General features: G+C 72.8%; 25 protein-coding genes. 8 read left to right on the top strand and 17 right to left on the bottom strand.

Annotation, left to right across the window (positions count from 1 at the left end):
• Positions 1-21: 21 nt before the first annotated feature.
• Positions 22-216: a 50S ribosomal protein L35 gene (rpmI, locus tag ACJX2R_RS39835; RefSeq protein WP_020867203.1), complete on the bottom strand. Its 195-nt coding sequence runs from the start codon at positions 214-216 to the stop codon at positions 22-24.
• Positions 217-362: 146 nt separating this feature from the next.
• Positions 363-1,028, bottom strand: coding sequence for a translation initiation factor IF-3 (infC, locus tag ACJX2R_RS39830; protein WP_262701006.1), 666 nt, complete (start codon positions 1,026-1,028; stop codon positions 363-365).
• A 341-nt stretch (positions 1,029-1,369) separates the two neighbouring features.
• Between infC and ACJX2R_RS39825 the strand changes: the two genes are divergently transcribed.
• On the top strand, positions 1,370-1,735 hold the full coding sequence (locus ACJX2R_RS39825; RefSeq protein WP_014056105.1) for a DUF1844 domain-containing protein: 366 nt from the start codon (positions 1,370-1,372) through the stop codon (positions 1,733-1,735).
• 143 nt (positions 1,736-1,878) lie between these two features.
• Here ACJX2R_RS39825 and ACJX2R_RS39820 read toward each other — a convergent pair whose 3' ends face one another.
• Both ACJX2R_RS39820 and ACJX2R_RS39815 read right to left on the bottom strand, forming a co-directional pair.
• Entirely contained in the window at positions 1,879-2,694 is an 816-nt protein-coding gene (locus ACJX2R_RS39820) for an aquaporin (RefSeq protein ID WP_413104042.1), read from the bottom strand.
• A 105-nt stretch (positions 2,695-2,799) separates the two neighbouring features.
• Positions 2,800-3,534 (bottom strand): SseB family protein, encoded by a 735-nt coding sequence (locus tag ACJX2R_RS39815; RefSeq protein WP_413104041.1) that lies wholly within the window; start codon positions 3,532-3,534, stop codon positions 2,800-2,802.
• 79 nt (positions 3,535-3,613) lie between these two features.
• Between ACJX2R_RS39815 and ACJX2R_RS39810 the strand changes: the two genes are divergently transcribed.
• On the top strand, positions 3,614-4,384 hold the full coding sequence (locus ACJX2R_RS39810) for a serine hydrolase (protein WP_413104040.1): 771 nt from the start codon (positions 3,614-3,616) through the stop codon (positions 4,382-4,384).
• A gap of 334 nt (positions 4,385-4,718) precedes the next feature.
• Here ACJX2R_RS39810 and mycP read toward each other — a convergent pair whose 3' ends face one another.
• Both mycP and ACJX2R_RS39800 read right to left on the bottom strand, forming a co-directional pair.
• Positions 4,719-5,945, bottom strand: a complete 1,227-nt coding sequence (gene mycP, locus ACJX2R_RS39805; RefSeq protein WP_413104039.1) for a type VII secretion-associated serine protease mycosin — start codon at positions 5,943-5,945, stop codon at positions 4,719-4,721.
• Positions 5,942-7,012, bottom strand: a complete 1,071-nt coding sequence (locus tag ACJX2R_RS39800) for a hypothetical protein (protein ID WP_413104038.1) — start codon at positions 7,010-7,012, stop codon at positions 5,942-5,944. Before ACJX2R_RS39800 ends, mycP begins: the two co-directional genes overlap by 4 nt.
• Positions 7,013-7,225: 213 nt before the next feature.
• Between ACJX2R_RS39800 and ACJX2R_RS39795 the strand changes: the two genes are divergently transcribed.
• Positions 7,226-8,422 carry an amino acid deaminase/aldolase gene (locus ACJX2R_RS39795; protein ID WP_413104037.1) on the top strand — a complete coding sequence of 399 codons (1,197 nt, stop codon included), beginning with the start codon at positions 7,226-7,228 and terminating at the stop codon, positions 8,420-8,422.
• Positions 8,423-8,486: 64 nt separating this feature from the next.
• Here ACJX2R_RS39795 and ACJX2R_RS39790 read toward each other — a convergent pair whose 3' ends face one another.
• The 4 genes from ACJX2R_RS39790 to ACJX2R_RS39775 all read right to left on the bottom strand — a co-directional run bounded on the left by ACJX2R_RS39790 (position 8,487) and on the right by ACJX2R_RS39775 (position 13,066).
• Entirely contained in the window at positions 8,487-9,452 is a 966-nt protein-coding gene (locus ACJX2R_RS39790) for a DUF2510 domain-containing protein (RefSeq protein ID WP_413104036.1), read from the bottom strand.
• Between the two features lie 68 nt (positions 9,453-9,520).
• Positions 9,521-10,303, bottom strand: a complete 783-nt coding sequence (locus tag ACJX2R_RS39785; protein ID WP_413104035.1) for a 3-oxoacyl-ACP reductase — start codon at positions 10,301-10,303, stop codon at positions 9,521-9,523.
• A 1-nt stretch (position 10,304) separates the two neighbouring features.
• Positions 10,305-11,687 carry an aldehyde dehydrogenase family protein gene (locus ACJX2R_RS39780; RefSeq protein ID WP_262700840.1) on the bottom strand — a complete coding sequence of 461 codons (1,383 nt, stop codon included), beginning with the start codon at positions 11,685-11,687 and terminating at the stop codon, positions 10,305-10,307.
• 11 nt (positions 11,688-11,698) lie between these two features.
• Positions 11,699-13,066, bottom strand: coding sequence for a glutamine synthetase family protein (locus tag ACJX2R_RS39775; protein WP_413104034.1), 1,368 nt, complete (start codon positions 13,064-13,066; stop codon positions 11,699-11,701).
• 122 nt (positions 13,067-13,188) lie between these two features.
• Here ACJX2R_RS39775 and ACJX2R_RS39770 point away from each other — a divergent pair, with 122 nt between their 5' ends.
• From ACJX2R_RS39770 to ACJX2R_RS39760, 3 genes are all read left to right on the top strand, one after another.
• A complete protein-coding gene (locus ACJX2R_RS39770; RefSeq protein ID WP_413104033.1) occupies positions 13,189-13,941 on the top strand; it encodes a FadR/GntR family transcriptional regulator in 753 nt (250 codons plus the stop codon).
• Positions 13,942-14,078: 137 nt separating this feature from the next.
• Positions 14,079-15,575: an ethanolamine permease gene (eat, locus tag ACJX2R_RS39765; RefSeq protein WP_262700837.1), complete on the top strand. Its 1,497-nt coding sequence runs from the start codon at positions 14,079-14,081 to the stop codon at positions 15,573-15,575.
• Between the two features lie 116 nt (positions 15,576-15,691).
• A complete protein-coding gene (locus tag ACJX2R_RS39760) occupies positions 15,692-16,384 on the top strand; it encodes a gamma-glutamyl-gamma-aminobutyrate hydrolase family protein (protein WP_413104032.1) in 693 nt (230 codons plus the stop codon).
• Between the two features lie 20 nt (positions 16,385-16,404).
• Here ACJX2R_RS39760 and ACJX2R_RS39755 read toward each other — a convergent pair whose 3' ends face one another.
• The 7 genes from ACJX2R_RS39755 to ACJX2R_RS39725 form a co-directional block, all read right to left on the bottom strand.
• Positions 16,405-17,130 carry an alpha/beta fold hydrolase gene (locus tag ACJX2R_RS39755; RefSeq protein WP_413104031.1) on the bottom strand — a complete coding sequence of 242 codons (726 nt, stop codon included), beginning with the start codon at positions 17,128-17,130 and terminating at the stop codon, positions 16,405-16,407.
• Between the two features lie 96 nt (positions 17,131-17,226).
• Positions 17,227-18,096 carry a chitosanase gene (locus ACJX2R_RS39750; protein ID WP_413104030.1) on the bottom strand — a complete coding sequence of 290 codons (870 nt, stop codon included), beginning with the start codon at positions 18,094-18,096 and terminating at the stop codon, positions 17,227-17,229.
• Positions 18,097-18,315: 219 nt separating this feature from the next.
• Positions 18,316-19,575, bottom strand: a complete 1,260-nt coding sequence (locus ACJX2R_RS39745; protein ID WP_413104029.1) for an MBL fold metallo-hydrolase — start codon at positions 19,573-19,575, stop codon at positions 18,316-18,318.
• A 69-nt stretch (positions 19,576-19,644) separates the two neighbouring features.
• Positions 19,645-20,523: a GNAT family N-acetyltransferase gene (locus ACJX2R_RS39740; protein WP_413104028.1), complete on the bottom strand. Its 879-nt coding sequence runs from the start codon at positions 20,521-20,523 to the stop codon at positions 19,645-19,647.
• Positions 20,524-20,631: 108 nt separating this feature from the next.
• On the bottom strand, positions 20,632-21,540 hold the full coding sequence (locus ACJX2R_RS39735) for a glycoside hydrolase family 19 protein (protein WP_262700831.1): 909 nt from the start codon (positions 21,538-21,540) through the stop codon (positions 20,632-20,634).
• 161 nt (positions 21,541-21,701) lie between these two features.
• Complete coding sequence (locus tag ACJX2R_RS39730) at positions 21,702-22,826, bottom strand: DUF6745 domain-containing protein (RefSeq protein WP_413106064.1); 1,125 nt, start codon at positions 22,824-22,826, stop codon at positions 21,702-21,704.
• Between the two features lie 67 nt (positions 22,827-22,893).
• A complete protein-coding gene (locus tag ACJX2R_RS39725; protein WP_137980257.1) occupies positions 22,894-23,220 on the bottom strand; it encodes a hypothetical protein in 327 nt (108 codons plus the stop codon).
• Positions 23,221-23,446: 226 nt separating this feature from the next.
• Here ACJX2R_RS39725 and ACJX2R_RS39720 point away from each other — a divergent pair, with 226 nt between their 5' ends.
• Positions 23,447-24,400, top strand: a complete 954-nt coding sequence (locus ACJX2R_RS39720) for an STM4015 family protein (RefSeq protein WP_413104027.1) — start codon at positions 23,447-23,449, stop codon at positions 24,398-24,400.
• Positions 24,401-24,442: 42 nt separating this feature from the next.
• A complete protein-coding gene (locus ACJX2R_RS39715) occupies positions 24,443-25,570 on the top strand; it encodes an STM4014 family protein (RefSeq protein WP_413104026.1) in 1,128 nt (375 codons plus the stop codon).
• The last annotated feature ends 2 nt before the right edge of the window (positions 25,571-25,572 follow it).

The raw sequence follows: 25,572 nt of genomic DNA, 5'->3' as shown, positions 1-25,572 counted from the left end.
CGCCGAAGCGGGGCAGGGGCGTCACTTGCCGAGAAGCTTCTTGATCTTCTTGGCGTCGGCAGGGGCCATCTCGACCTTTCCGGCCAGGCGGCGCGTCAGCGTGGACGGCTTGTGCTCGAGAAGGTGGCGGCGACCGGCGCGCTGGCGCACCACCTTGCCGGAGCCGGTGAGCTTGAAGCGCTTGCTGGCACCGCTGTGCGTCTTGTTCTTCGGCATGTCGCCGTCTCTCCTCGTCAGGGCGCTGTCCAGGCGGTCGGGCGCGGGGGTCACCGCGATCCGGGCGTCCGGAAGCGTCATGTGTTTCGGTTGGTCTCCGGGGCCGTGCGGCTCCGGGTGGGCGGTCGAGGCTCACGCCTCGCCCATCACGCCTCGGCGGGCTCCTCAGCGGGGCTGTCGCTCTGCTGGCGCTCCGCCTTTCGGGCGGCCTGCGCCTCGCGGGCTTCGGCCATCGCCTCGGTCTTCTTCTTGTGCGGACCGAGAACCATGATCATGTTGCGCCCGTCCTGCTTGGGGTTGGACTCCACGAAGCCCAGCTCCTGGACGTCCTCAGCGAGCCGCTGTAGCAGGCGGTAGCCCAGTTCGGGCCGGGACTGCTCACGGCCACGGAACATGATCGTGATCTTGACCTTGTCGCCCTGCTTGAGGAACCGGACGACGTGACCCTTCTTGGTGTCGTAGTCGTGCGGGTCGATCTTCGGCCGGAGCTTCATCTCCTTGATGACCGTGTGCGCCTGGTTCTTGCGCGCCTCACGGGCCTTCATGGCCGACTCGTATTTGAACTTTCCGTAGTCCATGAGCTTGCAGACCGGCGGACGGGCGTTCGCCGCCACCTCGACCAGGTCGAGGTCGTACTCCTGCGCAAGCTCCAGGGCCTTGGCAAGCGGCACAATGCCGACCTGCTCGCCGCTGGGACCGACGAGTCGCACCTCGGGGACGCGAATCCGGTCGTTGATGCGGGGCTCGGCGCTGATGGATCCTCCTCGGTTGCACCACGCGACCGCCTGGCGGACTGCCGCGTAAGTCTGTATCGGTTGAGACCACCGCGCCGTGACGCACAAAGCGCCCCGGACGGTACACAGGCGGGGCTCCTCATTGACCGGGAGCACCGCCGCGATATCACCGCGGGGCGCAGCCTGACCGATGACCTGCCGACCATGGGCCGGGAGGTGGGAGCGTGGAGCCTCCACTTGTGGGCCGGACACACAGGTGACCGGCCGGTCGTTTATCTACGATACCAGCACCCGCGCGGGATGCTCACCCATCGCGTCGCTCCTCCCGTTCCTGTGAACTCACCCGCCCCGTGCGTACGGTGCCGGGCGGACGCCTAGGCTGGGGCACACCGTCCATCAGGAAGTGAGCCCCGACCACCATGAGCGACGCCAACGCCGGGCAGCCGCCGGCCCCCGACTTCGACCGGATGACCCGGGACATCGCGGATGTGCCCGCCGTCGAGGTGATCACCACGGTCGCGGTGCACCTGATGAGCGCCGCCGCGGTCAATCTGGGCCTGGCCGAGGAGGGACCCCAGCACAAGGACCTGGACGAGGCGCGGAAGCTGATCAACGCCCTGGCGGGGCTGGTCACGGCCAGCGCCACGGAGATCAGCTCCTTCCACGCGGCCCCGCTGCGGGACGGTCTGAAGTCCCTCCAGCTCGCCTTCCGCGAGGCGTCGGTGGTGCCGGACGAGCCGGGGCAGGGGCCCGGCGAGAAGTTCACCGGCCCGGTCTTCGGCTGACCGACCGCCGCCCTCGGCTGACCGACCGCCTTCCTCGGCTGACCGAGTGCCGTCTTCGACTGACCGGCCACCCCCTTACGGCCGGGCCCACGGCTCACGGCCGGGCCCCGGCATCGACTCGGGCCGTCCGCGCCCCCATTCGCTCAGGCCGCCTCCGGGCCCTTGGTCTCCGGGCCCTTGGTCTCCGGGCCGCCCGCCTCGGGGCGGTGGCCGCCGCGCATGCGTCCCCACGGCCCGGTCGCCGGAGGCGGATGCGCCTCCTCCTGTTCGGCCCGGCCCGCCGGGTGGAGATGGGTGAACCGGTGCACCGCCGCGGCGAGCACCCCGCCGACCAGCGGCGCCACGATGAACAGCCACAGCTGGCCCAGCGCATCGCCGCCCGCGAAGATCGCGGGGCCGAAGCTGCGCGCCGGATTGACCGAGGCCCAGGTCAGCGGGATGCCGATCAGATTGACCGCGGCGAGGGCGAGGCCCACCGGAACCGGTTCGGCGCCGACCATCGGCACCGCGTGGGTCACCGTGAGGAAGACGAAGACCAGCAGGAAGGTGAGCAGCACCTCGGCGAGGAAGGCCCCGCCCGCGCCCATACCCACCGGTGAGCGGCCGCCGTAGCCGTTGCTGCCGAAGGCACCGGCCGTCTGGAGCCGGGGCACCTGGTTGGCGAGCAGGAAGAGTATCGCCGCGCCCACGATCGCGCCGACGAACTGCGCGACCCAGTACTGGACGGCCGTACGGATGTCGATGCGCCTGGCCAGCAGCACGCCGAGGGTCACCGCCGGGTTGATGTGGCAGCCCGAGATGCGTCCGAACGCGAAGGCGATCGCGATCAGCGTGAAGCCGAAGGCGAGCGAGATCCCGAGGGCGTTGATGTAGTCGCCCGCCAGGACCAGCGAGCCGACTCCGAAGAGGACCAGCATCGCGGTCCCGATGAACTCCGCTACGACCGTTCTCGTCTCCATGGCGCTCTCCTCACGCAGATTCCGACCGCCAGTCGCCTAAGCATTGTGGGCGGAATCGGGAGGATTCGCCTGTTGGTCCGAATGGGGAGGAGCCGGGCCCGGCCCTCAGCGGCTGAAGAGCGGCTCGCCGGGGACGTTCGCGTCCGGCGGCAGCAGCGCCAGGGTCAGCCCGCGCACCAGCCGCGCCCGCAGCACCTCGTCCGCGGCCAGGGCGCCCGCCACCCGGTGCGCCGTCTCGCGCGCGGGCGCCTCCGGCGCCAGGGCGAGCGCGAGCATCCCGTCGGCGTCCGCCGCCGGGGCCAGATGGGCCCGTAGCACCTCCGGCTCGGCGGCCAGCACGGTACGCACCGCGTCGGTCACGGCCGGGTCGGCGAGCGGATCGGCGCTGGTCCGCCCCTCGGCGAGGGCCAGCAGCGCGGGCCCGGTCAGCTGGTACGGCACCGGGCCCGCGAGGTCCAGGACCAGTGTGTCCGCCTTCTCATGGGCGGTGGCCTCCAGCGCCTGGCGCAGCGGTACGGCCACGGGCCGGGCGTCCGGGCGCCAGCGGGCCAGCGTCTCGAGCGAGGTGAACGCGGGCAGCGCGCGCCGGCCGTCCGGGGCCTGGAGCGTGGGCACCGCCATATCGCTGGTCTTGTCGCGGCGCAGCCCATCGGGCCCCTCTTCAGCCTCACCGAGGATCGCCACCACGGGGACGAGCAGGCGGGCGTCGGTGAGCGCGGCGAGCACCTCCGGTTCGGCCGAGCGGTCATCGGCCCAGGCGGCGAGCGCCGCGGTCAGCCGGGGGTCGGCGGAGCCGTCGTCGCCGGAGAAGCCGGGGTCGGGAATGTTCTTGAGCGCCACGCCACGAGGGTATCGACAGCGAGGAGACCGAGGTCCCCGCACCCCCACCCGGGGCAGGGGCGGCAGTGAAGGAGACGGCGTGGAACGCGCGAACGACGGCGGCCCGGACGGGCTGAGCGGACTGAGCGGCGCGCTCGCCGACGCGCTCGCGCCCGTGGCCGCGGGCTCCGCCGCGGACTTCTCGGTCGCCCTCCTGGAGCCCGGGTCGGGGGCGAGCGGGTTCCATGGCGACGGCTCGTACGCCACCGCGAGCGTCATCAAGGTCGGCATCCTCGCGGCGCTGCTGCTCGGGGCGCAGGACGAGGGGCGGCGGCTGACCGCTCAGGAGCGCGCGTACGCCGCCGTGATGATCGAGCGGAGTGACAACGACGCGGCGACGGCGCTGTGGGGGCCGATCGGCGGGTCGAGCGGCCTCGAGGCCGCGCTGGGGAGGCTCGGGCTGACCGATACCCACGCCGACGACCGCGGACGCTGGGGCCTGACCCACACCACCGCGTCCGACCAGCTGGCCCTGGCGCGCGCGGTCTTCCTGGACGGCTCCCCGCTGAGCGCGCGCTCCCAGGCGTATCTGCGGACGCTGATGGGCCGCGTCACCGCCGGTCAGGCCTGGGGAGTCTCGGCCGCCGCGGACGGCACCGGCCCCGGGCCGCGGCTCAAGAACGGCTGGATGCCCCTCGACGCCACCGGCCTGTGGGTCATCAACAGCGTCGGCGAGGTGACGGCACACGGTCGGCCCTATCTGATCGCGGTGCTGTCCGAGGGCAATGCCGATCGGGAGGGCGGGGTGGCGCTGGTGGAAGAGGTGGCACGTACGGCGGTGGCGACGGCCGCCGCGCACGCATCGGACTGACCGGCCCGCTCCGGAACGGCCCCCGGCCAACGGCCGCCGCGGCGCCCTCAGCCGACGGCCGCCGTGGTGCCCCCGGCCGACGGCCGCCGTGCCCCCAGCCGACGATCGCTGCGGTGCCCCGGCCCGGCACCCCACGAGGCCCGGCGTCCGGCCCGCCCACCGCGCCGCCCCGGCAGCCGCCGCCGTGCTTCAGCGCGCACGCATCTCCACGGACAGGCGCCCGGACCGGGCCCGAACCGACGCGGCGGCCGGGCGCCGCTCAGGGCCGACGGAACCCGTCGCCAGCGCACCCACAGCGGGGCCTTCACCGAGCATCGCCGCGGCCGGGCGCCGCTCAGCGCGTACGCGTCCCCGTAAGCCCCGTCAGCAGCGCCCGCACTCGCGGGGGCACCCGTAGGGGGCCCGAGCCGCGCCACAGGGATATCGCGGCGATGACCAGGGCCGTGCCGGCGAGCCCGGCGAGGAGGGCCATCTGGTTGGGGCCGGAGTCGTCGTGGGCGCCCTGGGTGTGGCCGGGGCCGTTGCCGAAGTAGCGGTTCGGGGAGGCGGCCGCGGCGGGCCGTTGGGCCTCGGGCTTCAGCTTGCCGCCCGCGGTGATCGCGGCCGCCGGGTTCACCAGGCCCGCGCCGAGGTCGTCGCTGCGGCCGCCTTCCGGGACGTCCTGGGCGGTCCTGGTGAGGAGCCCGCGGATCTGGCGCGGGCTCAGGTCGGGGTGGGCGGCGCGGACGAGGGCGACGGAGCCGGAGACGAACGCGGCGGCCGCGCTGGTGCCCCAGCCCTCGTAGTAGCGCTTGTCGGGGTCGGCGATGACCACGTCGACGCCGGGTGCGCTGACGGTGGCGTACCAGCGGCGGGTGGAGAAGGCGGCGCGGGAGCCGTAGCGGTCCACGGCGGTCACGGCGATCACCCCGGGGTAGGCGGCCGGGTAGGAGACCCGGTCGCCCTTCTCGCCGCCGTTGCCCGCGGAGGCGACCACGACCGCGCCCTTGCGCAGCGCGTACTGCACGGCGGCGTCCTCGGCGGCCTCGGGGTGGGCGGAGGCGCTGTCGTCGCCGAGCGAGAGGTTGATGACGTCGGCGCCGTGGTCGGCCGCCCAGCGGATCCCGGCGGCGAGCGCGCCGCCACGGCTCGAGCGGGCCTTCTTACGGTCGGGATCGGAGTCCTCGAGGATCACCCGCACCGGCAGGATCCGGGCCTTGGGGGCGACGCCCAGCACACCTTCGCCGCCGGAGGCGCCATGGCCGTGTCCGGCGATGATCCCGGCCATGGCGGTGCCGTGGCGGGCCCAGGCGCGTTCGCCGCGCCGGGCGCCGAAGCCGATGAGGTCCTTCCCCGGCAACACCTGGCCTTCGAGGTCGGGGTGGCCGTCGTCGACGCCGGTGTCGAGGACGGCGACGGTGATCCCGGAGCCCTTGGTGGTCTGCCACGCCTCGCGGACGTGGAGGGTGTCCAGCGCCCACTCCTGGGCCTGTATGCCGTCGGCGTATCCGGGCGCGGCGGGCACCAGGGTCAGTCCGGCGGCGGCGAGGGCCACGGCGATGCGCCGCCCGATCCCGGTCATGAGGTGGTCTCCGTGAACGTGGCCAGGGCCCGGCGAAATCCGGCCTCGATCGCGTCGGCGATGCCCCGGGCGTCGTTGCCCAGACCGGACTGCGCGGGGGCCGAGGTGGCGCCGCGCTGGGTCGCCTCGCCCGCCGACTGCGGATCGGTGACCTCACGGCCGTCGGCGAAGCCGGTGACGGTGTAGACGACGGCGGGGGCGTCGGTGAGGATCCGGATCCGCCAGCTGGCGCGCTGGTCGTCGCCGAAACCGGCCGCGGCGGTGCCCTTGGCGGCGTATGTGCGGGGCATCAGATCGGTGCGCTCGTCCAGCTTCTCGGTGGCGAAGCGCTGCTGAAGCGCCCGCATTCCGGTGGGTCCCGAGGTGGTGATCAGCACTCCGACGGTGGTGACGCTGGTGCTGGTGGCGTCGGTGTACGTGGCGCGCACCAGCCGTTTGCAGCCCACCGGGGCCAGCGCTTTGGCGAGCAGCGGATCGAATCCGCCGCCGCAGCTGCTGTCGGGGGCGACGGCTATCCGGGTCCAGACGCGGTCGGCGCCGCCGGGGCCCTCGCCCTTGCCGCGCAGGGTGCGCGGGAAGAGGTCGTCCACGGGGATGCTGTGCCAGGCGGAGCGGGCGTGGGCGTAGGTGTCGGCGGTGGACGGCGGGGCACCGGGGTCGTCGCCCAGCCAGCTTCCGGCCGCCGCCCCGCCGAGCAGCCCGAGTCCGAGGACGAGACTCGCGGCTGCGGCCGCCGTACGGCTGGGGGGACGGCGCCGGCCGCCGCCGACCGCGAAGAGCCCGCCGACCGCGAAGAGCCCGCCGGTGCGCGGCGGCACGGACGGGCGCGGCGGTGTCGAGGGCCGCGGGGGCAGCCGGGTGCCGGACGCCTCGGCGGTGCCCGGGGAGAACGGGGCCTTCGCCCGTACGCCGAGGACGGGCGTCTCCGGATCCGGGGTGAACCCGGGCGCGTTGGCGGGGCGCGGCGGGGGCGTGGAAGGCCGCTCGGGCGCCGTGCGCGGGGGTTGTGCGGGGCGTGGTGGGGGCGTGCCGTGGGGTGAGTGCGCCTGTTCCGCGTCGGTGCTCACCTGCACCCCCTCGCACCCGTCGAGACCTGCTTCACCTGGCTCCGTCCGGTTCGCCGCGCCACCGCACCGCCTTTCGGGCAGGCGGGCCCGTATACGGACAACCCGCCCCTGACCTGCCGGTCGTGGCGTGCGCGACACTCTACGGCCAGCCGGGTGCCCTGCGCACCGGCCGCCCTCTACCCAGTGGTAATAGCGGTCTGGCAAGCTGCGTGCATGTCCGCTGCCGCCGCTGACCGGGCCCGGTACGACCGGGCCACCGCCCATCTCGAAGCGCCCGTGGCGATTGTCGACCTGGGTGCCTTTGACGACAACGCACGGGATCTGGTCCGCCGGGCGGGAGGCAAACCGATCCGCGTGGCCAGCAAATCGGTGCGCTGCCGCGCGCTGTTGGAGCGGGCCCTCGCGTTCGACGGCTTCGCGGGGATCATGAGCTTCACGCTCCCGGAGTCGCTGTGGCTGGCGCGCGAGGGGTTCGACGACGTGCTGCTCGCCTACCCCTCCGCCGACCGGGACGGCTTCGCCACCCTGACCGGTGACCCCAAGCTCGCCGAGGCCGTGACCGTCATGGTGGACGACCTCTCCCAGCTCGATCTGATCGACAGCGTTCGCGCCGGGACCGAAGAGGTCCGGGTCTGCCTGGAATTGGACACCTCGCTGCGGATGCTCGGCGGACGGGTGCGGGTCGGGGCGCTGCGCTCACCGCTGCGCGAACCGGAGCAACTGGCCGCCCTGGCACGGGCGATCGCCGACCGCCCCGGCTTCCGGCTGGTCGGGCTGATGGCGTACGAGGGGCATGTGGCGGGCGTGGGCGACGCGGTGCCCGGGAGCCCGCTGCGCTCGCGCGCCATCCGGCTGATGCAGTCCGTGGCGCGCCGGGAGCTCGCGGCGCGCCGGGCCGCGGCCGTACGGGCGGTGCGGGCCGTGGCGGACCTGGAGTTCGTCAACGGCGGTGGTACGGGGAGTGTGCAGCACACCGCCGCGGAGGGCGCGGTGACCGAGATCGCCGCCGGGTCCGGGCTCTACCAGCCGCGCCTGTTCGACCACTACACCTCCTTCCGCGGCCGCCCGGCGGCCCTGTTCGCCCAGCCGGTGGTGCGCCGCCCCGGGGTGGGTGTGGTGACGGTGCTCGGCGGCGGCTATCCGGCGTCGGGCGCGGCGGGCCCGGACCGGCTGCCGGTGCCGTATCTGCCCCAGGGGCTCGCGTACGACTCGATGGAGGGGCCGGGCGAGGTGCAGACCCCGCTGCTGGGCACGGCCGCCGACGATCTGCTGATCGGCGACAAGGTGTGGTTCCGGCACGCCAAGGCCGGTGAGCTGTGCGAGCGGTTCGACACGCTGCGGCTGGTCGAGGGGGACCGGGTGGTGGCCGAGGTGCCGACGTACCGGGGCGAGGGCAGGACGTTCCTCTGACGGCCGGCGTTCCTCTGAACGGCCGGCGTTCCTCTGACGGCCTGGAACGCGGCCGGGAACGCGGCTAGATGGACCGGCCGTCGCCCGCCAGCGCCTCGATGCCCTTGACGATCTTGTCCATGTCGCTGAGCGGCGGCGCCTTGTCGCTCTGGTCGAACCCGAAGCGCACCACGACCATCGTGCCCGGCATGGTGGGCGAGGGGAACGCCACCGACTGCACGACGCCGTCGTCGCCCTTCTTCGTCACCACCTTCCAGCGGACCAGATAGCCCTTCTTGCCCGCGACCTCGACCGCCGACGCCTTCAGCTGCTTGTGGGAGGTGATCCCGCCGTACGCCTTGCGGTCGGTGTCCTTGTCGGTGCCGTAGGACTCCTCGGCGTTCTGCGCGATGTCCTCCTTGGCTATGCCCTTGGCGGAGGTGGCCTTGTAGCCCTCCGCCGTCCGGGAGAAGGCGCCGCCGCGCACACAGTCGGTGGACGGGTCGCCCGGGCAGGGGTAGCGGGAGGTGGTGACGCCCGCGCCGCCGGAGCTGCTGCGCCCCGCCTGCCAACCGGAGAGCACCGGCAGGCTGATGCCGTTGCCCGGGTCCGGGGCGGTGTCCGGGTCGTAGCTCGGCGGTGCGCTGGGGCTCTCGGTGGGCCCCTCCGAGGGGTCGTCCGGGGTGGGGAGGTCCGGGTCCTGCTCGCCGCCGTCGTCCGGCGCGGAGGTGCTGGGGGCGGGCCCGGTCTGGGCGTTCCCGCCGCCGTCGCCGCCGTTGCCCAGCAGCACGATGCCACCGACGATCGCGGCGACGACGACGCCGACGGCGACGGAGAGCGCCGCGATCCTCGGGCCCCGGCCCCGGCTGTGCCCGTGTCCCCCCTGCCGCCCCGGCAGGTAGGGGGGCGGCGGCGGGCCGAAGGCCGGATCCGCGAACCCCGAGGCATCACGCGTGTACTCGGTCCAGGCCGAGCCGTCCCACCACCGTTCCATGGCGGGGCCGTTACCTGCGTAGCCGGGATCGGGGTACCAGCCGGGGGGCGTGTTCATGGTCACATGGTCAGCCTATGGCCAGGGGTGGGGTCCGTACACCGCGGATGGCAGGACTACGCACCGGACTACAACGGCGTGACATATGCCCCGGCGATCCCGCCGTCCACGAGGAACTCGGCGGCGTTGACGAAGGACGCGTCATCGCTGGCCAGGAAGGCCACGGCGGAGGCGATCTCCTCCGGTTCGGCGAACCGGCCCACCGGTACGTGCACCAGCCGGCGCTGGGCCCGCTCCGGGTCCTTGGCGAACAGCTCCTTCAGCAGCGGGGTGTTGACCGGCCCCGGGCACAGCGCGTTGACCCGGATGCCCTCGCGGGCGAACTGCACGCCCAGTTCGCGGGACATGGCCAGCACCCCGCCCTTGGAGGCGGTGTAGCTGATCTGGGAGGTGGCGGCGCCCATCACGGCCACGAACGAGGCGGTGTTGACGATGGAGCCCCGGCCCTGACGCCGCATGTACGGCAGCGCGGCCTTGCAGCACAGATAGACGGAGGTGAGGTTGACCTCCTGGACCCGCTTCCAGGCGTCGAGTCCGGTGGTGAGGATCGAGTCGTCGTCGGGCGGGGAGATCCCGGCGTTGTTGAAGGCGACGTCCACCGAACCGTAGGTGTCGAAGGCGGTCTTGAAGAGCGCCTCGACCTGCTCGGGGTCGGTCACGTCCACCCGGACGTAGACCCCGCCGACCTCGTCGGCGGCGGCCTTGCCCGCGCTCTCGTCGATATCGGCGCAGACGACCTGCGCGCCCTCGGAGGCCAGGCGGCGCGCGGTGGCCAGGCCGATGCCGCTGCCCGCTCCGGTGACGACGGCGGTACGGCCCACCAGGCGGCGGCACACGGGGGTCTCGGTCACGTCACTGCTCCTCGGTGCTGATGAAGACGTTCTTGGTCTCGGTGAAGGCGGCAAGGGCGTCGGGGCCCAGCTCCCGGCCCAGGCCGGACTGCTTGTAGCCGCCGAAGGGGGTGGCGTACCGCACGCTGCTGTGCGAGTTGACGGACAGGTTCCCGGCGGCGACGGCGCGCGAGACGCGCAGCGCGCGGCCCACGTCGCGGGTCCAGATCGAGCCGGAGAGGCCGTAGTCGGTCGCGTTCGCCAGCCGTACGGCGTCGGCCTCGTCCTCGAAGGGGAGGACGACCGCGACCGGGCCGAAGATCTCCTCCACGGCGGTGCGGTCCCCGGGTCCGGTGGCCTCCAGCACGGTGGCCGGGTACCAGAACCCCTTGCCCTTCGGGGCCTCGCCGCGGATCGCGGCCGGCGCGTCCTCGGGCACGTAGGACCGTACGCGCTCCCGCTGGGCGGCCGAGATCAGCGGGCCCATGGCGGTGGCGGGGTCGGCCGGGTCGCCGACCGTGAACGACGTCACGGCGGGCGCCAGCAGCTCCATGAACCGGTCGTAGACGCCGCGCTGGACCAGGATCCGGCTGCGGGCGCAGCAGTCCTGGCCGGTGTTGTCGAGGAACGAGCCGGGGGCGGCGCCCGCCGCCGCCTCGATGTCGGCGTCGGCGAAGACGATGTTGGGGCTCTTGCCGCCGAGTTCGAGCGTCACGCGCTTCACGCCCGCCGCGCACTTCGCCATGATCTCCTTGCCGACGGCCGTCGACCCGGTGAAGACGACCTTGGCCACGCCCGGGTGCTCGACCAGCGCGGCCCCGGCCACCGGCCCGGCCCCGGGCAGCACCTGGAACAGCCCCTCGGGCAGGCCCGCCTCCAGGGCGAGTTCGGCCAGCCGGAGCGCGGTGAGCGGGGTGGTCTCGGCCGGTTTGAGGACGACGGCGTTTCCGGCGGCCAGGGCGGGCGCGGTGCCCCAGGCGGCGATCGGCATGGGGAAGTTCCACGGCGCGATGACCGCGACCACGCCGAGCGGTTCGTGGAAGGTGACGTTGAGGCCGCCCGCCACCGGGATCTGGGCGCCGCTCAGCCGCTCCGCTCCCCCGGCCGCGTACTCCAGCAGATCGCGGACGTTGCCCGCCTCCCAGCGGGCGTTGCCGATGGGGTGGCCCGCCTCGCGGACCTCGAGGGCGGCGAGTTCCTCGATGTGCCCGTCCACGGCGGCGGCGAAGCGGCGCAGCAGCCGGGCGCGGTCGGCGGGCGCGAGCGCGGCCCAGCCGCGCTGCGCCTCGGTGGCGCGGGCCACGGCGGCGGCCACCTCGTCCGGGGTGGCGGCGGGGACGGTGGCGATGACCTCCTCGGTGGCCGGGTTGAGGATGTGGTGTTCATGGGGGTGTTCGGTGCTCACTCGCTGGTTCCTCACATGCGCTCGAAGGACCGGAAGCGCTCCCAGTCCGTGACGGCGGTGTCATAGGCGTCCTGCTCGACGCGCGCCATGTTGAGGTAGTGCTCGACCACCTCGTCGCCGAAGGCGGCCCGCGCTATGGGGCTGTTCCGCCACAGCTCGGCGGCGTCGCGGAGCGAGGTCGGGACGTGCTCGGCACCGCCGGTGTAGGCGTTGCCGGTACAGACCTCGGGGAGCTCCAGCTCCTTCTCGACGCCGTGGAGCCCGGCGGCCACCATCCCGGCCACGGCCAGGTACGGGTTGACGTCGCCGCCGGGCAGCCGGTTCTCCAGCCGGTGGGAGGGGCCGTGGCCGATGATCCGCAGCGCGCAGGTGCGGTTGTCCGGGCCCCAGGCGACGGCGGTGGGCGCGAAGGAGCCGGGGCGGAACCGCTTGTAGGAGTTGATGTTCGGGGCGTAGAGGAGGGTGAAGTCGCGCATCGCGGCGATCTGTCCGGCGAGGAAGTGGCGCATGGTCTTCGACATGCCGTACTCGCCGTCGTCGTCGGCGAGCACGGGGTGCCCGGCCTCGTCGCGCAGCGAGAGGTGGATATGGCAGGAGTTGCCCTCGCGCTCGTCGTACTTGGCCATGAAGGTGAGCGCCATGCCCTCCTGGGCGGCGATCTCCTTGGCGCCGGTCTTGTAGACGGCGTGCTGGTCGCAGGTGGTCAGGGCGTCGGCGTAGCGGAAGGCGATCTCGTGCTGGCCGAGGTTGCACTCCCCCTTGGCCGACTCGACGGTCATCCCGGCGGCGCCCATCTCGTTGCGGATGCGGCGCAGCAGGGGCTCGACCCGGCCGGTGCCGAGGACGGAGTAGTCGACGTTGTACTGGTTGGCGGGGGTCAGCCCGCGGTAGCCGGTGTTCCACGCGTGCTCGTAGCTGTCCCTGAAGACCATGAACTCCAGCTCGGTGCCGGTGTACGCGGTCCAGCCGCGCTCGGCGAGCCGGTCGAGCTGACGGCGCAGGATCTGGCGCGGGGAGGCGGCCACCGGGCTGCCGTCGTGCCAGGCGAGATCGGCGGTGAGGAGGGCGGTGCCGGGGTTCCAGGGGGTGCGGCGCAGGGTGGCGGTGTCGCCGTGCATGGCGAAGTCGCCGTAGCCGCGCTCCCAGGAGGACATGGCGTAGCCGCCGACGGTGTTCATCTCGGTGTCGACGGCGAGGAGGTAGTTGCAGCCCTCGGTGCCGTGTGCCAGGACGTCGTCGAGGAAGAAGCGGGCGGCGAACCGCTTGCCCTGGAGCCTTCCCTGCATATCGGTGAAGGCCAGGACGACGGTGTCGATCTCCCCGGCGGCGACCAGTCTGGTCAGCTCGTCGACCGAGAGCGGGGGCGTGCGGTCTGCCACGGTGGGGCCTCCTGCGTCGGAGAATTCGGGGGAGGGAGGGTGCGGAGAGGGGTTGGGGGGCGCGAGGTGGCCTTAAGGTAATACCGCAGACCATTGGTTGGGAAGTAGGTGCGGACGGTTCGATGAGCGAGAGCGGGAGTGGGCGCGGGAGCGCGGCGGACGACCGGCTGGCGCCGGTGCTGCGCCCGGTGCGCGCGGGGAACGGCTTCGAGGAGGCGCTGGAGCAGATACTCCAGGTGCTGCGGCTGGGGCTGGTCCCCGACGGCGGCCGGCTCCCGGCCGAGCGGGAGCTGGCCGACCGGCTGCGGATCAGCCGGGTGACCCTGCGCGAGGTGCTGAAGGTGCTCCAGGACCAGGGGCTCGTGGAGAGCCGCCGCGGCCGCTACGGCGGCACCTTCGTCCGGGCCAGGCCCGAGCCCGTCGAGGGCGGCGGCGAGGACGAGCTGCGGCGCCGGGTGGAGGCGGTCGACGTCGAGGACACCCTGCGGTTCCGCGAGGTCCTGGAGGTGGGCGCGGCAGGGCTGTGTGCCGCGCACGGGCTGGACGCGGGGCGGGCGCGGCGGCTGCGGGCGGCCCTGGACGCGACGCGGGACGCCCCGCTGGCGGACTACCGCCGCCTGGACACGATGCTCCACCTCACGCTCGCGGAGCTGGCGGGCTCACCGTCGCTCGCCGCCCAGTACGCGGCCGTCCGCGCGACCGTCAACGATCTGCTGGACTGCATCCCGCTGCTGGTCAAGAACCTCGAACACTCCCAGGCCCAGCACGGGGCACTGGTCGAGGCGGTGCTGGACGGGGACGCGGACGGGGCGCGCGAGGTGATGCGGGAGCACTGCGAGGGCACGGCGGCGCTGCTGCGCGGCTTCCTGGTCTGAGCGGCCGGCCCCAGGGGGTCCTTGGGGGCTCTTCACCACGGTTTTACGCAGAGGTCTTGCGCATCGCCGACCGGACGGCAAAGGTATGGCCCCACACCTTTGCCATCGCCCCCTCGTGTGGAGCAGGAGTGTCCCCCATGGCCGACGGTACCGAATCCGCCCGCACCGAATCCGCCGGCGCCTCCGGTGGCGGCGCCCCACCGGGCGGCGGCCCGGCGCCGTCCCCCGAGGACGCGTATCTGGAGCGCCGCACCCTGCGGCGCGGCAGCGCGGGCCCGCTGCTGCTGACCGGCCTCGGCGTCGCCTACGTCGTCTCCGGCGACTTCTCGGGCTGGAACTTCGGCCTGGCGGAGGGCGGCTTCGGCGGTCTCGCCATCGCCGCCCTGCTGATGGGCCTGATGTACGCCTGCATGGTGTTCGCCCTGGCGGAGCTGGCCGCGATCCTCCCCACCGCGGGCGGCGGCTACGGCTTCGCGCGGCGCGCCCTCGGCCCCTGGGGCGGCTTCCTCACCGGCACGGCGATCCTCATCGAGTACGTCCTGGCGCCCGCCGCCATCTCCATCTTCATCGGCGACTACGTCGAGTCGCTCGGGCTCTTCGGCCTGGAGTCCGGATGGCCGGTCTATCTGGCGTGTTTCGTCATCTTCATCGGCATCCATCTGTGGGGCGTGGGCGAGGCCCTGCGGTTCAGCCTGGTCGTGACCGCCATCGCCGTCGCCGCGCTGCTGGTCTTCGCCGTGGGCGCACTCACCGACTTCGACGCGGGCTCGCTCAACGACATCCCGGCGGACCACTCCTCCTTCGGATCGAGCTCCTGGCTGCCGTTCGGGCTGCTCGGGATCTGGTCGGCGTTCCCCTTCGGCATGTGGTTCTTCCTGGGGGTGGAGGGGGTGCCGCTGGCGGCGGAGGAGACCAGGGACCCGGCCCGTACGCTGCCGAAGGCCATGGCCTGGTCCATGGGCATCCTGCTGCTCCTCGCCCTGCTCACCTTCCTCGCGGCGACGGGGGCGCGCGGCCCGAGCGCCGTACAGGACGCGGGCAACCCGCTGGTCGAGGCGCTCCAGCCGGACGGCAAGGCCACCGTGCTGTCCCGCATCGTCAACTACGCGGGCCTCGCCGGGCTCGTGGCCTCCTTCTTCTCGCTGATCTTCGCCGGTTCGCGCCAGCTGTTCGCGCTCTCCCGGGCCGGCTATCTGCCCCGCTTCCTCTCGCTGACCAGCAGCCGCAAGGCCCCCTTCCTGGGCCTGCTGGTCCCGGGCGCCATCGGCTTCACGCTCGCGGCGTGGACCGGCGACGGCGCCCGGATGCTCAACACCGCGGTCTTCGGCGCCACCATCTCGTACGCCCTGATGTCGCTCTCCCACATCGTCCTGCGCCGCCGCGAACCGGACCTGGAGCGTCCCTACCGCACCCCCGGCGGCACGGTGACGTCGTCCCTCGCCTTCGTCCTGGCCTGCTCCGCGCTGGTGGCCACCTTCCTGGTGGACAAGGACGCGGCCTTCATCGCGCTCGGTGTCTACGCGGTGGCACTGGCCTACTTCGCCTTCTACAGCCGCCACCGCCTGGTCGCGGCCGCGCCGGAGGAGGAGTTCGCGGCGCTGGCGGAGGCAGAGGCGGAACTGTCCCGCGACTGAGACCGTTCCCGCGACGGAGAACCGTCCCACGGCCGGGAACCGTCCCGCGGCGGAGAGCGGTCCCCGGCCAAAAGCCGTCCCGCGCCCAAGCAGATCCACGTAGATCGGAGTCCCCGGTGTCCAAGCCCCTGATCGGCGTCAGCACCTATCTCGAACCCTCGGCGAGCTGGGGCGTGTGGAACCTCCCCGCCGCGCTGCTGCCCTCGGGCTACCACCTGCTCGTCCAGCGCGCGGGCGGCCTCGCGGCGATGCTGCCGCCGGACGAGGACCCGGACGCCGCCGCGTCCGTCGTCTCCCGCCTCGACGGGCTCGTCATCTCCGGCGGCCCGGATGTGGAACCGGTGCGGTACGGGGCCGAGGTGGAGCCGCGCACCGGGCCGCCCGCGCGGGAGCGGGACGCCTGGGAGCTGGCCCTGATCGAGGCGGCCCTGGCGGCGGGCACTCCCCTGCTGGGCATCTGCCGGGGCCACCAGCTCCTGAACGTCTCACTGGGCGGCACCCTCGTCCAGCACCTGGACGGCCATGTGGGCCCGCCCGGCGTCTTCGACCACCACGAGGTGAAGCCGGTCCCGGGCACGCTCCTCGGCGGGATCCTCCCGGAGCCGGTCTCCGTCCCCACCTTCCACCACCAGTCCGTGGCCCGCCTGGGCAAGGGCCTGACCCCCTCGGCCCACGCGACGGACGACGGAACGGTGGAGGCGGTGGAGCTGCCGGACGCGGAGGCGTTCGTGCTGGGCGTCCAGTGGCATCCGGAGGCGGGCGACGACGTACGGGTCATGCGCGCCCTAGTGGAGGCGGCGTCGGGCTGAGGAGCCGAGAGGGGACTGGCTCAGCCGAGCTTGAGCAGCAGTTCGGTCAGTTCGGCGGGCATGGTGATCATGCAGTCGTGGCCGGTCTCCAGCTCCCACACCTGTGCCGGGGTGCCGTTGGGCTGGATCGCGGGGACGGGCCGCCGGGTGAAGCCCTCCGGCACATTGGCGACGCAGTGGATATGCGTCCGCGGGATCGCGTTCACGGCCGGGTTGTCCAGCCGGACCGGTTGCTGGAGGCAGCGCACCGGCTGATCCGACAGCATCGACCGCAGCCACTCCACATCCGCCGGTTCGGTGACCCCGAACAGGCCCCAGGACGGCTCCATTCCGGCCATGGGCGGAATCCGCCAGCCGCTCTCGGACGTCAGGGCATGGTCGATCATGGCCTGGGTGAAGGGCATGACATCCGCCGCGCTCTCGCCGTGCTCCGGGACCATCGCGTCGAGATAGACCAGATGCCCGATCCGCTCCGGGACCCGGTTGGCCGCGGACGATATGACCAGTCCGGCGTAGCTGTGCCCGACGAGCACCACATCGGTGAGGTCTTCCTCGGTGATCAGCCCGACGATGTCGTCGACATGCGTATCCAGCCCCACCTCCGGGCCCGCCAGATGCGCCGTCTCGCCGTAGCCGGTCAGCGTCGGCGCCAGCACCCGATGCCCGGCCGCCGTCAGCAGCGGGACCACCCGCTCCCAGCACCGCCCGCTGTGCCAGGCACCGTGCACCAGCAGATATGTCGACATAGCCGTACTCCATCCCCACGCCAAATAAACGGGACACTGTCCCGATTGAAGATATGGGACAGTGTCCCGCTTAGCAAGCGGGGACCGGCGCGGCGGTCAGGAGTTGATCTCGTACGGGTCGCCGTAGACCTTCCACTTCAACGGGGGCGTCAGGTCGAAGTTCTTCTCGTTGAGGAACTTCCGCTGCTCGGTGTCGACCCGGCTGGTGTCGCTGTGCGCCTCCTCGCTCTTCATGGCCTCCTTACGGGCGTCGAGGAAGGCGTTGAGGTAGGTGGTCTCATTGCCGCCCTGCGCCGGGGTCTTGGCCTTGGACAGGGCGGTCTTACGGATGCCACCGAAGCTGTACTTGCTGTCACCGGGGCCGTGCATCACGATCGCGTCGTAGTAGATGAACTGGCCGAGCGCGCCCAGGCCGTCGCCCTTGCCCTGCTTGACGGCCGGGTTGAAGTAGACGCGGTCGCGCTCGTGCTCCTGGGCGTCCTGGAACGCCTTGTCGCCGGCGGCCTTCTTCCAGTCCTTGGTGAAGTTCGGGTCGAGGCCGTCATGGGAGTCGGTGCCGTCGACGTCGCGCAGCGCGGGGAGGTACTTGGCCAGGACGTTGCCGGGCTTCTGCTGGGTGTAGTACTCGACGAGTTCCAGCATGTCGCCGGTGCCGGAGCAGAATCCGATGATGCCCGCGGTGTAGCCGCGGCCGTCGCCTATGTCCTCGATGTACTTGAACTGGGCGCGCCAGTCGAGCGAGGAGTTCTCGGCGCTGGAGACCAGCTTCATGGCGATCTCCTTCTTCGCCGGGTCGTCCAGGTTGCTCGCCGCCGCGGCCTTGTGCGCCGAGTGGGTGTGGCGCGCGTCCGACGAGGACGGCAGGTGGTCGGACGCCTGCCCGACTCCGACGCCGGTGAAGACGAGCGCGGCCGGTACCGTGACGGCCACGGCCGCGAGGCCGATCCTCCTGGGCATGGGGGACATGGGGACTCCGTTCCTTGTCGACTGTGGGGGAAGTGCGCACGGCCGCCCCAGGGCGCGCCGGGGCAGCCCCGGACCCTGAGGCGATCCGTTAGGAACCTTTCCTAACCATTCAAGCGAGCGCGTCGTGTCCACCACAAGGGTTTCGACGCCATTCAGCGCCATTCGACAAAGAAGCGAGCCGTGCCGTACCGCCCCGGGAGGGCGGCGCCAACCCCCGTGCTACGACTGGGGGATGGGCATCGCGGGATCCGCGCCGCCGGTCGCCCCGGGACGCTTTCCGGCCGCCCCCGAAGCCCCGGCGCCGGACGGTCCGGCGGGAATGGCCGGCTCGGCCGCGCCCTCGGCCGCGGCCGGCACCTCGGTCACCGGCCGTGCCGCGATCGCCCGCCACCACGGCTCCAGCGGCAGCCCGCGCTCCGGCTCGAACGGCTGGCCGGGACGCGGCGCGGCCACGGTCGCCCCGGCCTCCTTCGCCGCCCGCACCGTGCCCTCGGCGGGCTCCTCCCACGGATGCGGGGCGAGGTTGAAGGTGCCCCAGTGGATCGGCAGCATGATCCCCCGCGCCGGGTCCCCGCCCTGGAGGTCGAGATGGGCCCGCATGCCCTCCTCGGGGGTCATGTGGATGTCGGGCCAGTAATCGGAGTAGGCACCGATCTGGATCATGGTCGCGTCGAACGGGCCGTACGCCGCGCCGATCTCCGCGAAGCCGGAGAAGTAGCCGGTGTCCCCGCTGTGGTAGATCCGGCGCCCTGAGCAGGCCACCACCCAGGAGGCCCACAGGGTGTGCTGGGTGTTGCGCAGCCCGCGACCGCAGAAGTGGCGGGCCGGGGTGGCGGTGAGCGTGACCCCGGCGACCTCGGTGGACTCGTGCCAGTCCAGCTCGGTCATCCGCTCGGCCGGGACGCCCCAGCGCTCCAGATGGGCCCCCACCCCGAGCGGGACGACGAACATCGCGTGGCTCCGCACCAGCGCCCGGATCGTGGGCATGTCCAGATGGTCGTAGTGGTCATGGGAGATGACCACCGCGTCCACCGGCCCCAGCTCCCGCAGCGGCACCGGAACCGGGTGCAACCGCTTGGGCCCCACCATCGAGAAGGGCGAACAGCGCTGTCCCCAGACCGGGTCGAACAGCACCCGCCGTCCGTCGATCTCCGCGAGCACACTGGAGTGCCCCATCCAGGTCAGCCGCAGCCCGGACGCGGGCGGGGTGGCCAGATCGGCGACGGTGGTGGGGTGCACCGGCACGGTCCCGGCCGGGGCCCGGCGCACCCGCTCCTCCTTGCGGAAGTAGGTGGACGCGAACTTCAGCATCGAGCCGGACGGGGCGGTGCGGGCCCCCACCGGGTTGACGAACACACCGTTGGCGAAGTTCGGCGACCGCCGGATGCGCTCCATCCGCTCCCCGCTGGGATCAGCTCCGAAGGCGGCGGGGCGCAGGGCGGCGGTGAGCCGGGAACGTGTCGGATGGGAGCCGGTCACGGGTCCTCCAGGGTGAGAGGGCGGGAGCGCTCCAACGCGCGGTGCCGTTGGGCTGCAATGACACAACTCTTACGAGGGGTGACCTTGTTCCGCGGAGGCGGAGAAGGACAGCACCAGATGGTCCTCCACCGGGCGGTAGCCGAGACGCTGGTAGAGGGCGTTGCTGGTGGGGTTGTCGAGATCGGTGAAGAGCAGGAGTTCCCTCACCCCGGCGGCCCGCGCGGCCCCGCTCACGGCGGCCGTGGCGGCGCCCGCGTAGCCGCGTCCGCGCAGCTCGGGCGGGGTGTAGACCAGGGCGACCCGGGCCATGTCGGCGACCGTACGGCTGATCCCGGCGCAGGCCACCGGCCGGCCGTCAAGCTCCCACACCGTGATCCCGTCATGGCCGAGCTTGTCGTCCACCTGCGCGGTGACATCGCCCCTCACCGCGTCGGTCTCGCGGGCGAACCCCTCGCACCAGGTGATCAGCAGGTCCCGGTCGGCGGTGGTGGCGGTCCGGGGCCGCCCCGGTGGGGCCGGATCGGGCGGGGTGAGGGCGTCGAGTCGATAGAGCCGGTGGGTCTGCCCGACGGTGCTCACCGCACCGGTGAAGTCCTGCCAGGCGGAGGCGAAGGTCTCGGCGGTCTCGCGCCCCGCGTTCACTCCGGTGACCTTCAGCTCGCCGTCCCGGGCGAGGGTGCGGGCGAGGGACCGGGCCGCCTCACCGGAGAGGGGGGAGAGCAGCGGGGGGTAGGGCGGGGTGCACAGGAACGCGCCCTCCGCCGGGCCCTTCTCCTCCCCGGCCCACCAGCCGTAGACCGGCGGATCGGCGCCGTATCTGCCGCTGCCCGCCGCCGCCAGGGAGGAGACCACCGTGAGCAGGGTGGTGTTCCGGACCGGGTGGGCGCGCAGGAAGCCACCCGCCGCGGCCCGGAACTCCTCGAGGTCGTACGTCACCGTCCACGCCATGTGCTCCAGGCTGGCGCGTGGCGGCGGAGCGGCGCACCTCAATTTCCTCGCTTCGGACCGGACAGCCGCTCGGCGCCGGTCAGCGGTGATTCGGCTGTCGTCGGCCGGTCAGCAGCTGAGGTTGGAGCCGGGGGTGGTACCGAGTATCTGGACGAACCGCTGGTAGGCGTCTATTCGGCTCTGCACCTGGCCGGGGTTGCCGCCGTTGCACTCCAGGCTGCCGTTGATCGCGCGGATGGTCTCGCCGAAGCCCCGCTGGTTGACCATGGCGTCGTGCGGGGTCATCGAACCGGCCCCACGCTGGGTGTTCCAGAACCACAGGGCGGTCTTCCAGGACACCGCGGCGTCCCGCTCCACCAGCCAGGGGTTGCCGAGCAGATCGATGCCGAGCGCGTCGCCCGCGGCCTTGTAGTTGAAGTTCCAGCTGAGCTGGATCGGTCCGCGGCCGTAGTACGCCGCCTGGCCCGCTGGGCAGCCGTAGGGCTGGTTCCAGTCGCAGTAGTGCGGGTAGTTGGAGGTGTTCTGCTCCACGATGTGGACCAGGCCGCCGGTCTCGTGGTTGACGTTCGCCAGGAAGGCGGCCGCCTCCTGCTTCTTGACGGTGTCGCTGCCGGTGTTGGCGAAGCCGGGGTAGGCGCTCAGGGCGGCGGTCAGGCCCTGGTAGGTGTAGAACGAGTTCCGGTTCGGGAACATCTGGTTGAACTGCGCCTCGCTCACCACGAAGCCGCTCGGGTTCTGGCCCTCGCCGCCGCAGGTGTAGGGCTCCCAGTACCAGGTGCTGATCACCGGGTCATAGCCCGGGTTGTCGTGCTCCGCGCGGTAGTACTTGCCGTCGGTGTACCGAACGATGTCGCCGGTGACGTACGCCCTGCCCGCCACCCAGTTCGGGTAGTCGCAGGCCGCCTGGGCGGTCGTTCCCGCCGTCGAGGCCGAGGCTGAGGCCATGGGCATGACAAGCACACTCGCACACACCGCCGCGGTCGCCGCGAGCGGCGCCAGAACACGTCGTCTCCACATGGGGCCGATCTCCTTCGTGTGGGGGGCCCTGGAACTTCGAGGAACACTCAAGCGGTTTGGTCTATACCAGTCAAGGTATAGACCAAACCTTTGGTGCCGAGATGAGCAATTGGACCGCCCCTGGAGCAATTCCGGGCGTACGAAGGCGATCTGACCCGAGATCAGGTCTCGCGCTCGGGACGGTAGGTGTCGGCGTCCACCCCGAAGGTCCAGGCGACCCCCTCGCGTGCGGTCCTGACCCGGGGCGGCACGCGCAGCCAGTACGTGCGGTGGGTGCCGTCCGGCTCCGGCGTGGAGTTGACCACCTCCACCATCGCCACCGGCTCGTCCCCGTCCAGCTCGATGCGCCACAGGATCCCGGTCTCGTCGCGGTGCACCGGCCGCGCCCCGGACTCGTCCAGATAGCGCTCATAGCCGTAGTGCTCCAGCATCACCCGGCGCAGCTCCGCGTTCTCCTCCTCGCGGATGCGGTCCGGGGTCAGCTCGCCGAGCTGCTGGAGGAAGGCCGGGGGCACCGGCATGCCCCGCCAGGCGTACAGCGCGAAGCCGTCGGGAAAGGCGAGCGCGGGGCCGTCGCCGCGGTCGAGACGGCCCGCCTCGTCGCGGTGCAGCTCGACCGGGCGCTCCGCCACGATCACGGCCTTCTCGTACGGCCACCACCAGCCGGCGGCGCGGGCGACCTCGGCGAGGCCGGCCAGCGGGCCGGACTCCGCCCCGTCCGCCACGGCGGCCAGCCAGGGCGCGTCATGCTGCCCCAGCACCGCGTCCAGCAGGGCGAGCCGCACGGCCGTGCCCTGGTCCGAGTCCGGGTCCGGCGCCAGGGCCTCGACGACCCCGGTGCGGACCCGCTCGGTGAGGGCGCGGGTGACCTCCCACAGCGGCGCCGCCGCGAGCGCCCACCGCCCGGCCCAGCCGACCGGGCCCAGGGCGTCATGGAGCCGCTGCCTGGCGCGCGCCCACGGATGGGTGCGCACGGCCTCCCGCACCGATCCGCCCACGCCGCCCGCGACCGGCTCGACCCCGGCCGCCCGCAGCATGTCCGCCGCCCGCTCGGCGGCCTCCCGGGGCAGCCGCTCCTCCTGCCCGGTCAGCAGCAGCACCGCCGCCGTGGCGGCCAGCGGGGAACCGGCCCACACGATCCGCTCGGGCGCGGTGAGCCCGGCCTGCTCATAGGCGCGGCGGAGGCCCGCCTCGGCCGCCTCCCGGTCGGCCGGACCGGTGGCCGCGGCGACCGCGCGCCAGTGCGCCGCCCGGTTCTCGTCCGCGAGCGTGTCCACACCAATCATGCCGTTCTCCACCGCTGTCGCCATCACATTCGCCGTCGCCGTCGTCATCGCTCCGCTCCCCCGGCTCTCAGTCCGCCACGACGCGCACGGCGCCCGGCACGTACTCCCGCTGGCGCACCACCCGGTACCAGCCCTTGGGCAGTGGTATCGCCGCGTGCTCCTCGTGCACCACCCGCCCGCCGTCGGGGAGATGGAGGTACGAGACGCCGAACGGGCCCGACTCGCGCACCAGCGTGCCCGGCCCGACCACCGCATGGGCGTGCCCGGTCACCTCGCCGAGCGCCAGCACCAGCCGGCCCCGCCCGTCCCTCGGCTGCCGCGGCAGCGCGTCGATGCCCCGCGGCAGCGCCTCCGCGGCCACCGGAACGATCAGGACGTCGCCCTGTCGGTACATGCCAATTCCCTTTCACCGCAGCCCTGTTGGACCCACCGCGCACCACGGGGGCCGGTCGATGGTCATGACGTTAGGGGGCGGCACCGACAACGCCGTCCGGCAGCGGCACCGTGGAGCGTCCCGCGCCAACGCCCGCCGGAGCGGTTGTCGGTGGCGCTTGGTACAACTCTTCGCACGCCATTCGGAATCAGGCACGCCCACGCGAACACATCAGGAGATACCGTCCATGTCGGTCGACCACCTGAACGAACTGCACGGCCTTCCGGCCTTCGACTTCCCGCTGCCCGACGAGGCGGCCGAGCTGCCCGAGCCGGGCGCCGTCGCCTGGCGGATCTCCTACAACCCCTACGCCGACGAGTCGGACGAGGACTTCGGCGGGCGTTTCCAGCGCTTCCTGAGCGTGGTGGACCCCTCCGGGGTGCGCGCGCTGATCATCGGCCAGTGGGGCGAGACCTACGAAGGCGACGCCGACGACGCCATCGAGCAGCTCCTCATGGCCAAGGACCGGCTGACCTCGCTGGAGGCGGTCTTCATCGGCGACATCACCGCGGAGGAGTCGGAGATCTCCTGGATCGAGCAGTCCGATGTGACACCGGTCCTCCATGCCTACCCCACCCTGCGCGAACTGGGCGTCCGCGGTGGGAACGGGCTGTCGTTCCCCGCCGTCACCCATGCCCACCTGCGTACGCTCCGCTTCGAGACCGGCGGGCTGCCCGGGGAGGTGGTGCGCGGGGTCGCCGCCAGCGACCTTCCGGCGCTCGAGCGCCTGGAGATGTGGCTCGGCGTGGAGGAGTACGGGGGCAACGCCACCGTCGCCGACCTGGCCCCGATCCTGAGCGGCGGCCGGTTCCCCGCGCTGCGCCACCTGGGCGTCCAGAACAGCGAGATCCAGGACGAGGTCGCGGTCGCCCTGGCGGCGGCCCCCGTGGTCGCCCAGCTCGAATGCCTCGACCTGTCCATGGGCGTGCTCACCGACGAGGGAGCGGCCGCGCTGCTCGACGGCCAGCCGCTCACCCACCTGAAATGGCTCGACCTGGACCACAACTACTTCTCCGCACCCATGGAGGAGCGGCTGCGCAAGGCCCTGGAGCCGTCCGGGGTGGAGGTCGTGATGGCCGAGAAGGGCGACGAGGACGAGTACGACGACGAGGTGTTCCGCTACACCGCCGTCGCCGAGTGATGCCCATGCCCCACCGAGTACGCGACCGGGAGGCTCCCGTCCATGAATGAGACGCGCTTCGCCGTGGTCGGCAATCCGGACGGCCGCCGGGTGGAGATGTTCACCGCCGCCGCGGTGGCCGCCGGGCTGCCCGCGCCCCGGGTGCTGGCCTGGCGCGACGTACTGACCGACGGCGCCGCGTTCGAGCCCGCCGAGACCGTACGGATCGACTCACCCGGCGAGGACGAGGAGGTGGAGTGGCTGCTGCGCGGCGCCTGCGACCCCACCCGGGTCGAGGGCACCGGCCGCTGGTACGCGCGGTTCACCGAGGCCGTCCAGGGTGTCGCGGCGGCGGCGCGCACGGCCGGGGCCACGCTGCTGAACGACCCGGGCGAGCTGGCCGTCCTGTTCGACAAGCGGCTGTGCCACGGGGTGCTGGACGGCGCGGGCGTCCCGGTCCCGCCCTCGCCGACCTCCGGGCCGCAGGCGCCGCCGGTGCGCGGCTGGGACGATGTGCGGGCCGCGCTCGGCACCTCGGGGCTGCGGCGCGCCTTCGTGAAACTGGCCCATGGCTCGTCCGCGTCCGGGGTGCTCGCCGTGGAGACGGCGGGCCCCGGCCGGGTGCGGGCCACCACCTCCGTGGAGCGCACGGAGGACGGCCGGCTGTTCAACTCGCTGCGGGTGCGGCGGTACGACAGCGAGGCGGAGATCGCCGCCATCGTCGACACCCTGGCGCCGGACGGGCTGCACATCGAGCGCTGGCTGCCCAAGGCCACCCAGGACAAGCGGGTGGCCGATCTGCGGGTCGTGGTGGTGGGCGGCCGGGCCACCCATGCCGTGGTGCGCACCAGCCGCTCCCCCATGACCAATCTCCATCTCGGCGGGGTGCGCGGCGATCTGGCCGCCGCCCGCGCGGCGGCGGAGGCGGCCGGAGTGGCGTGGAGCGAGGTGCTGGGCACCGCGGAGCGGGCGGCGGAGCGCTTTCCGCGCACCCTGTGCGTCGGGGTGGATCTGCTGCCCGGCCCGGGGTGGCGGCGGTTCGCCGTCGGCGAGATCAACGCCTTCGGCGATCTGCTGCCCCGGCTGACCGGTCTGCCCGGCAGTGGCGCGGAGGGTCTTGACACCTATGCGGCCCAGGTCGCCGCCGTGCTCCGGACCGGGAAGGAGGCCCGCCCCGATGCCGTTGTCTGAGC

This window comes from Streptomyces sp. Inha503, from assembly GCF_047215865.1.
In the GTDB taxonomy this organism is placed as follows: Bacteria; Actinomycetota; Actinomycetes; order Streptomycetales; family Streptomycetaceae; genus Streptomyces; species Streptomyces lycopersici.
Note: the sequence above shows the minus strand (reverse complement) of the source record. Positions and strands in the feature narration are given on the sequence as shown.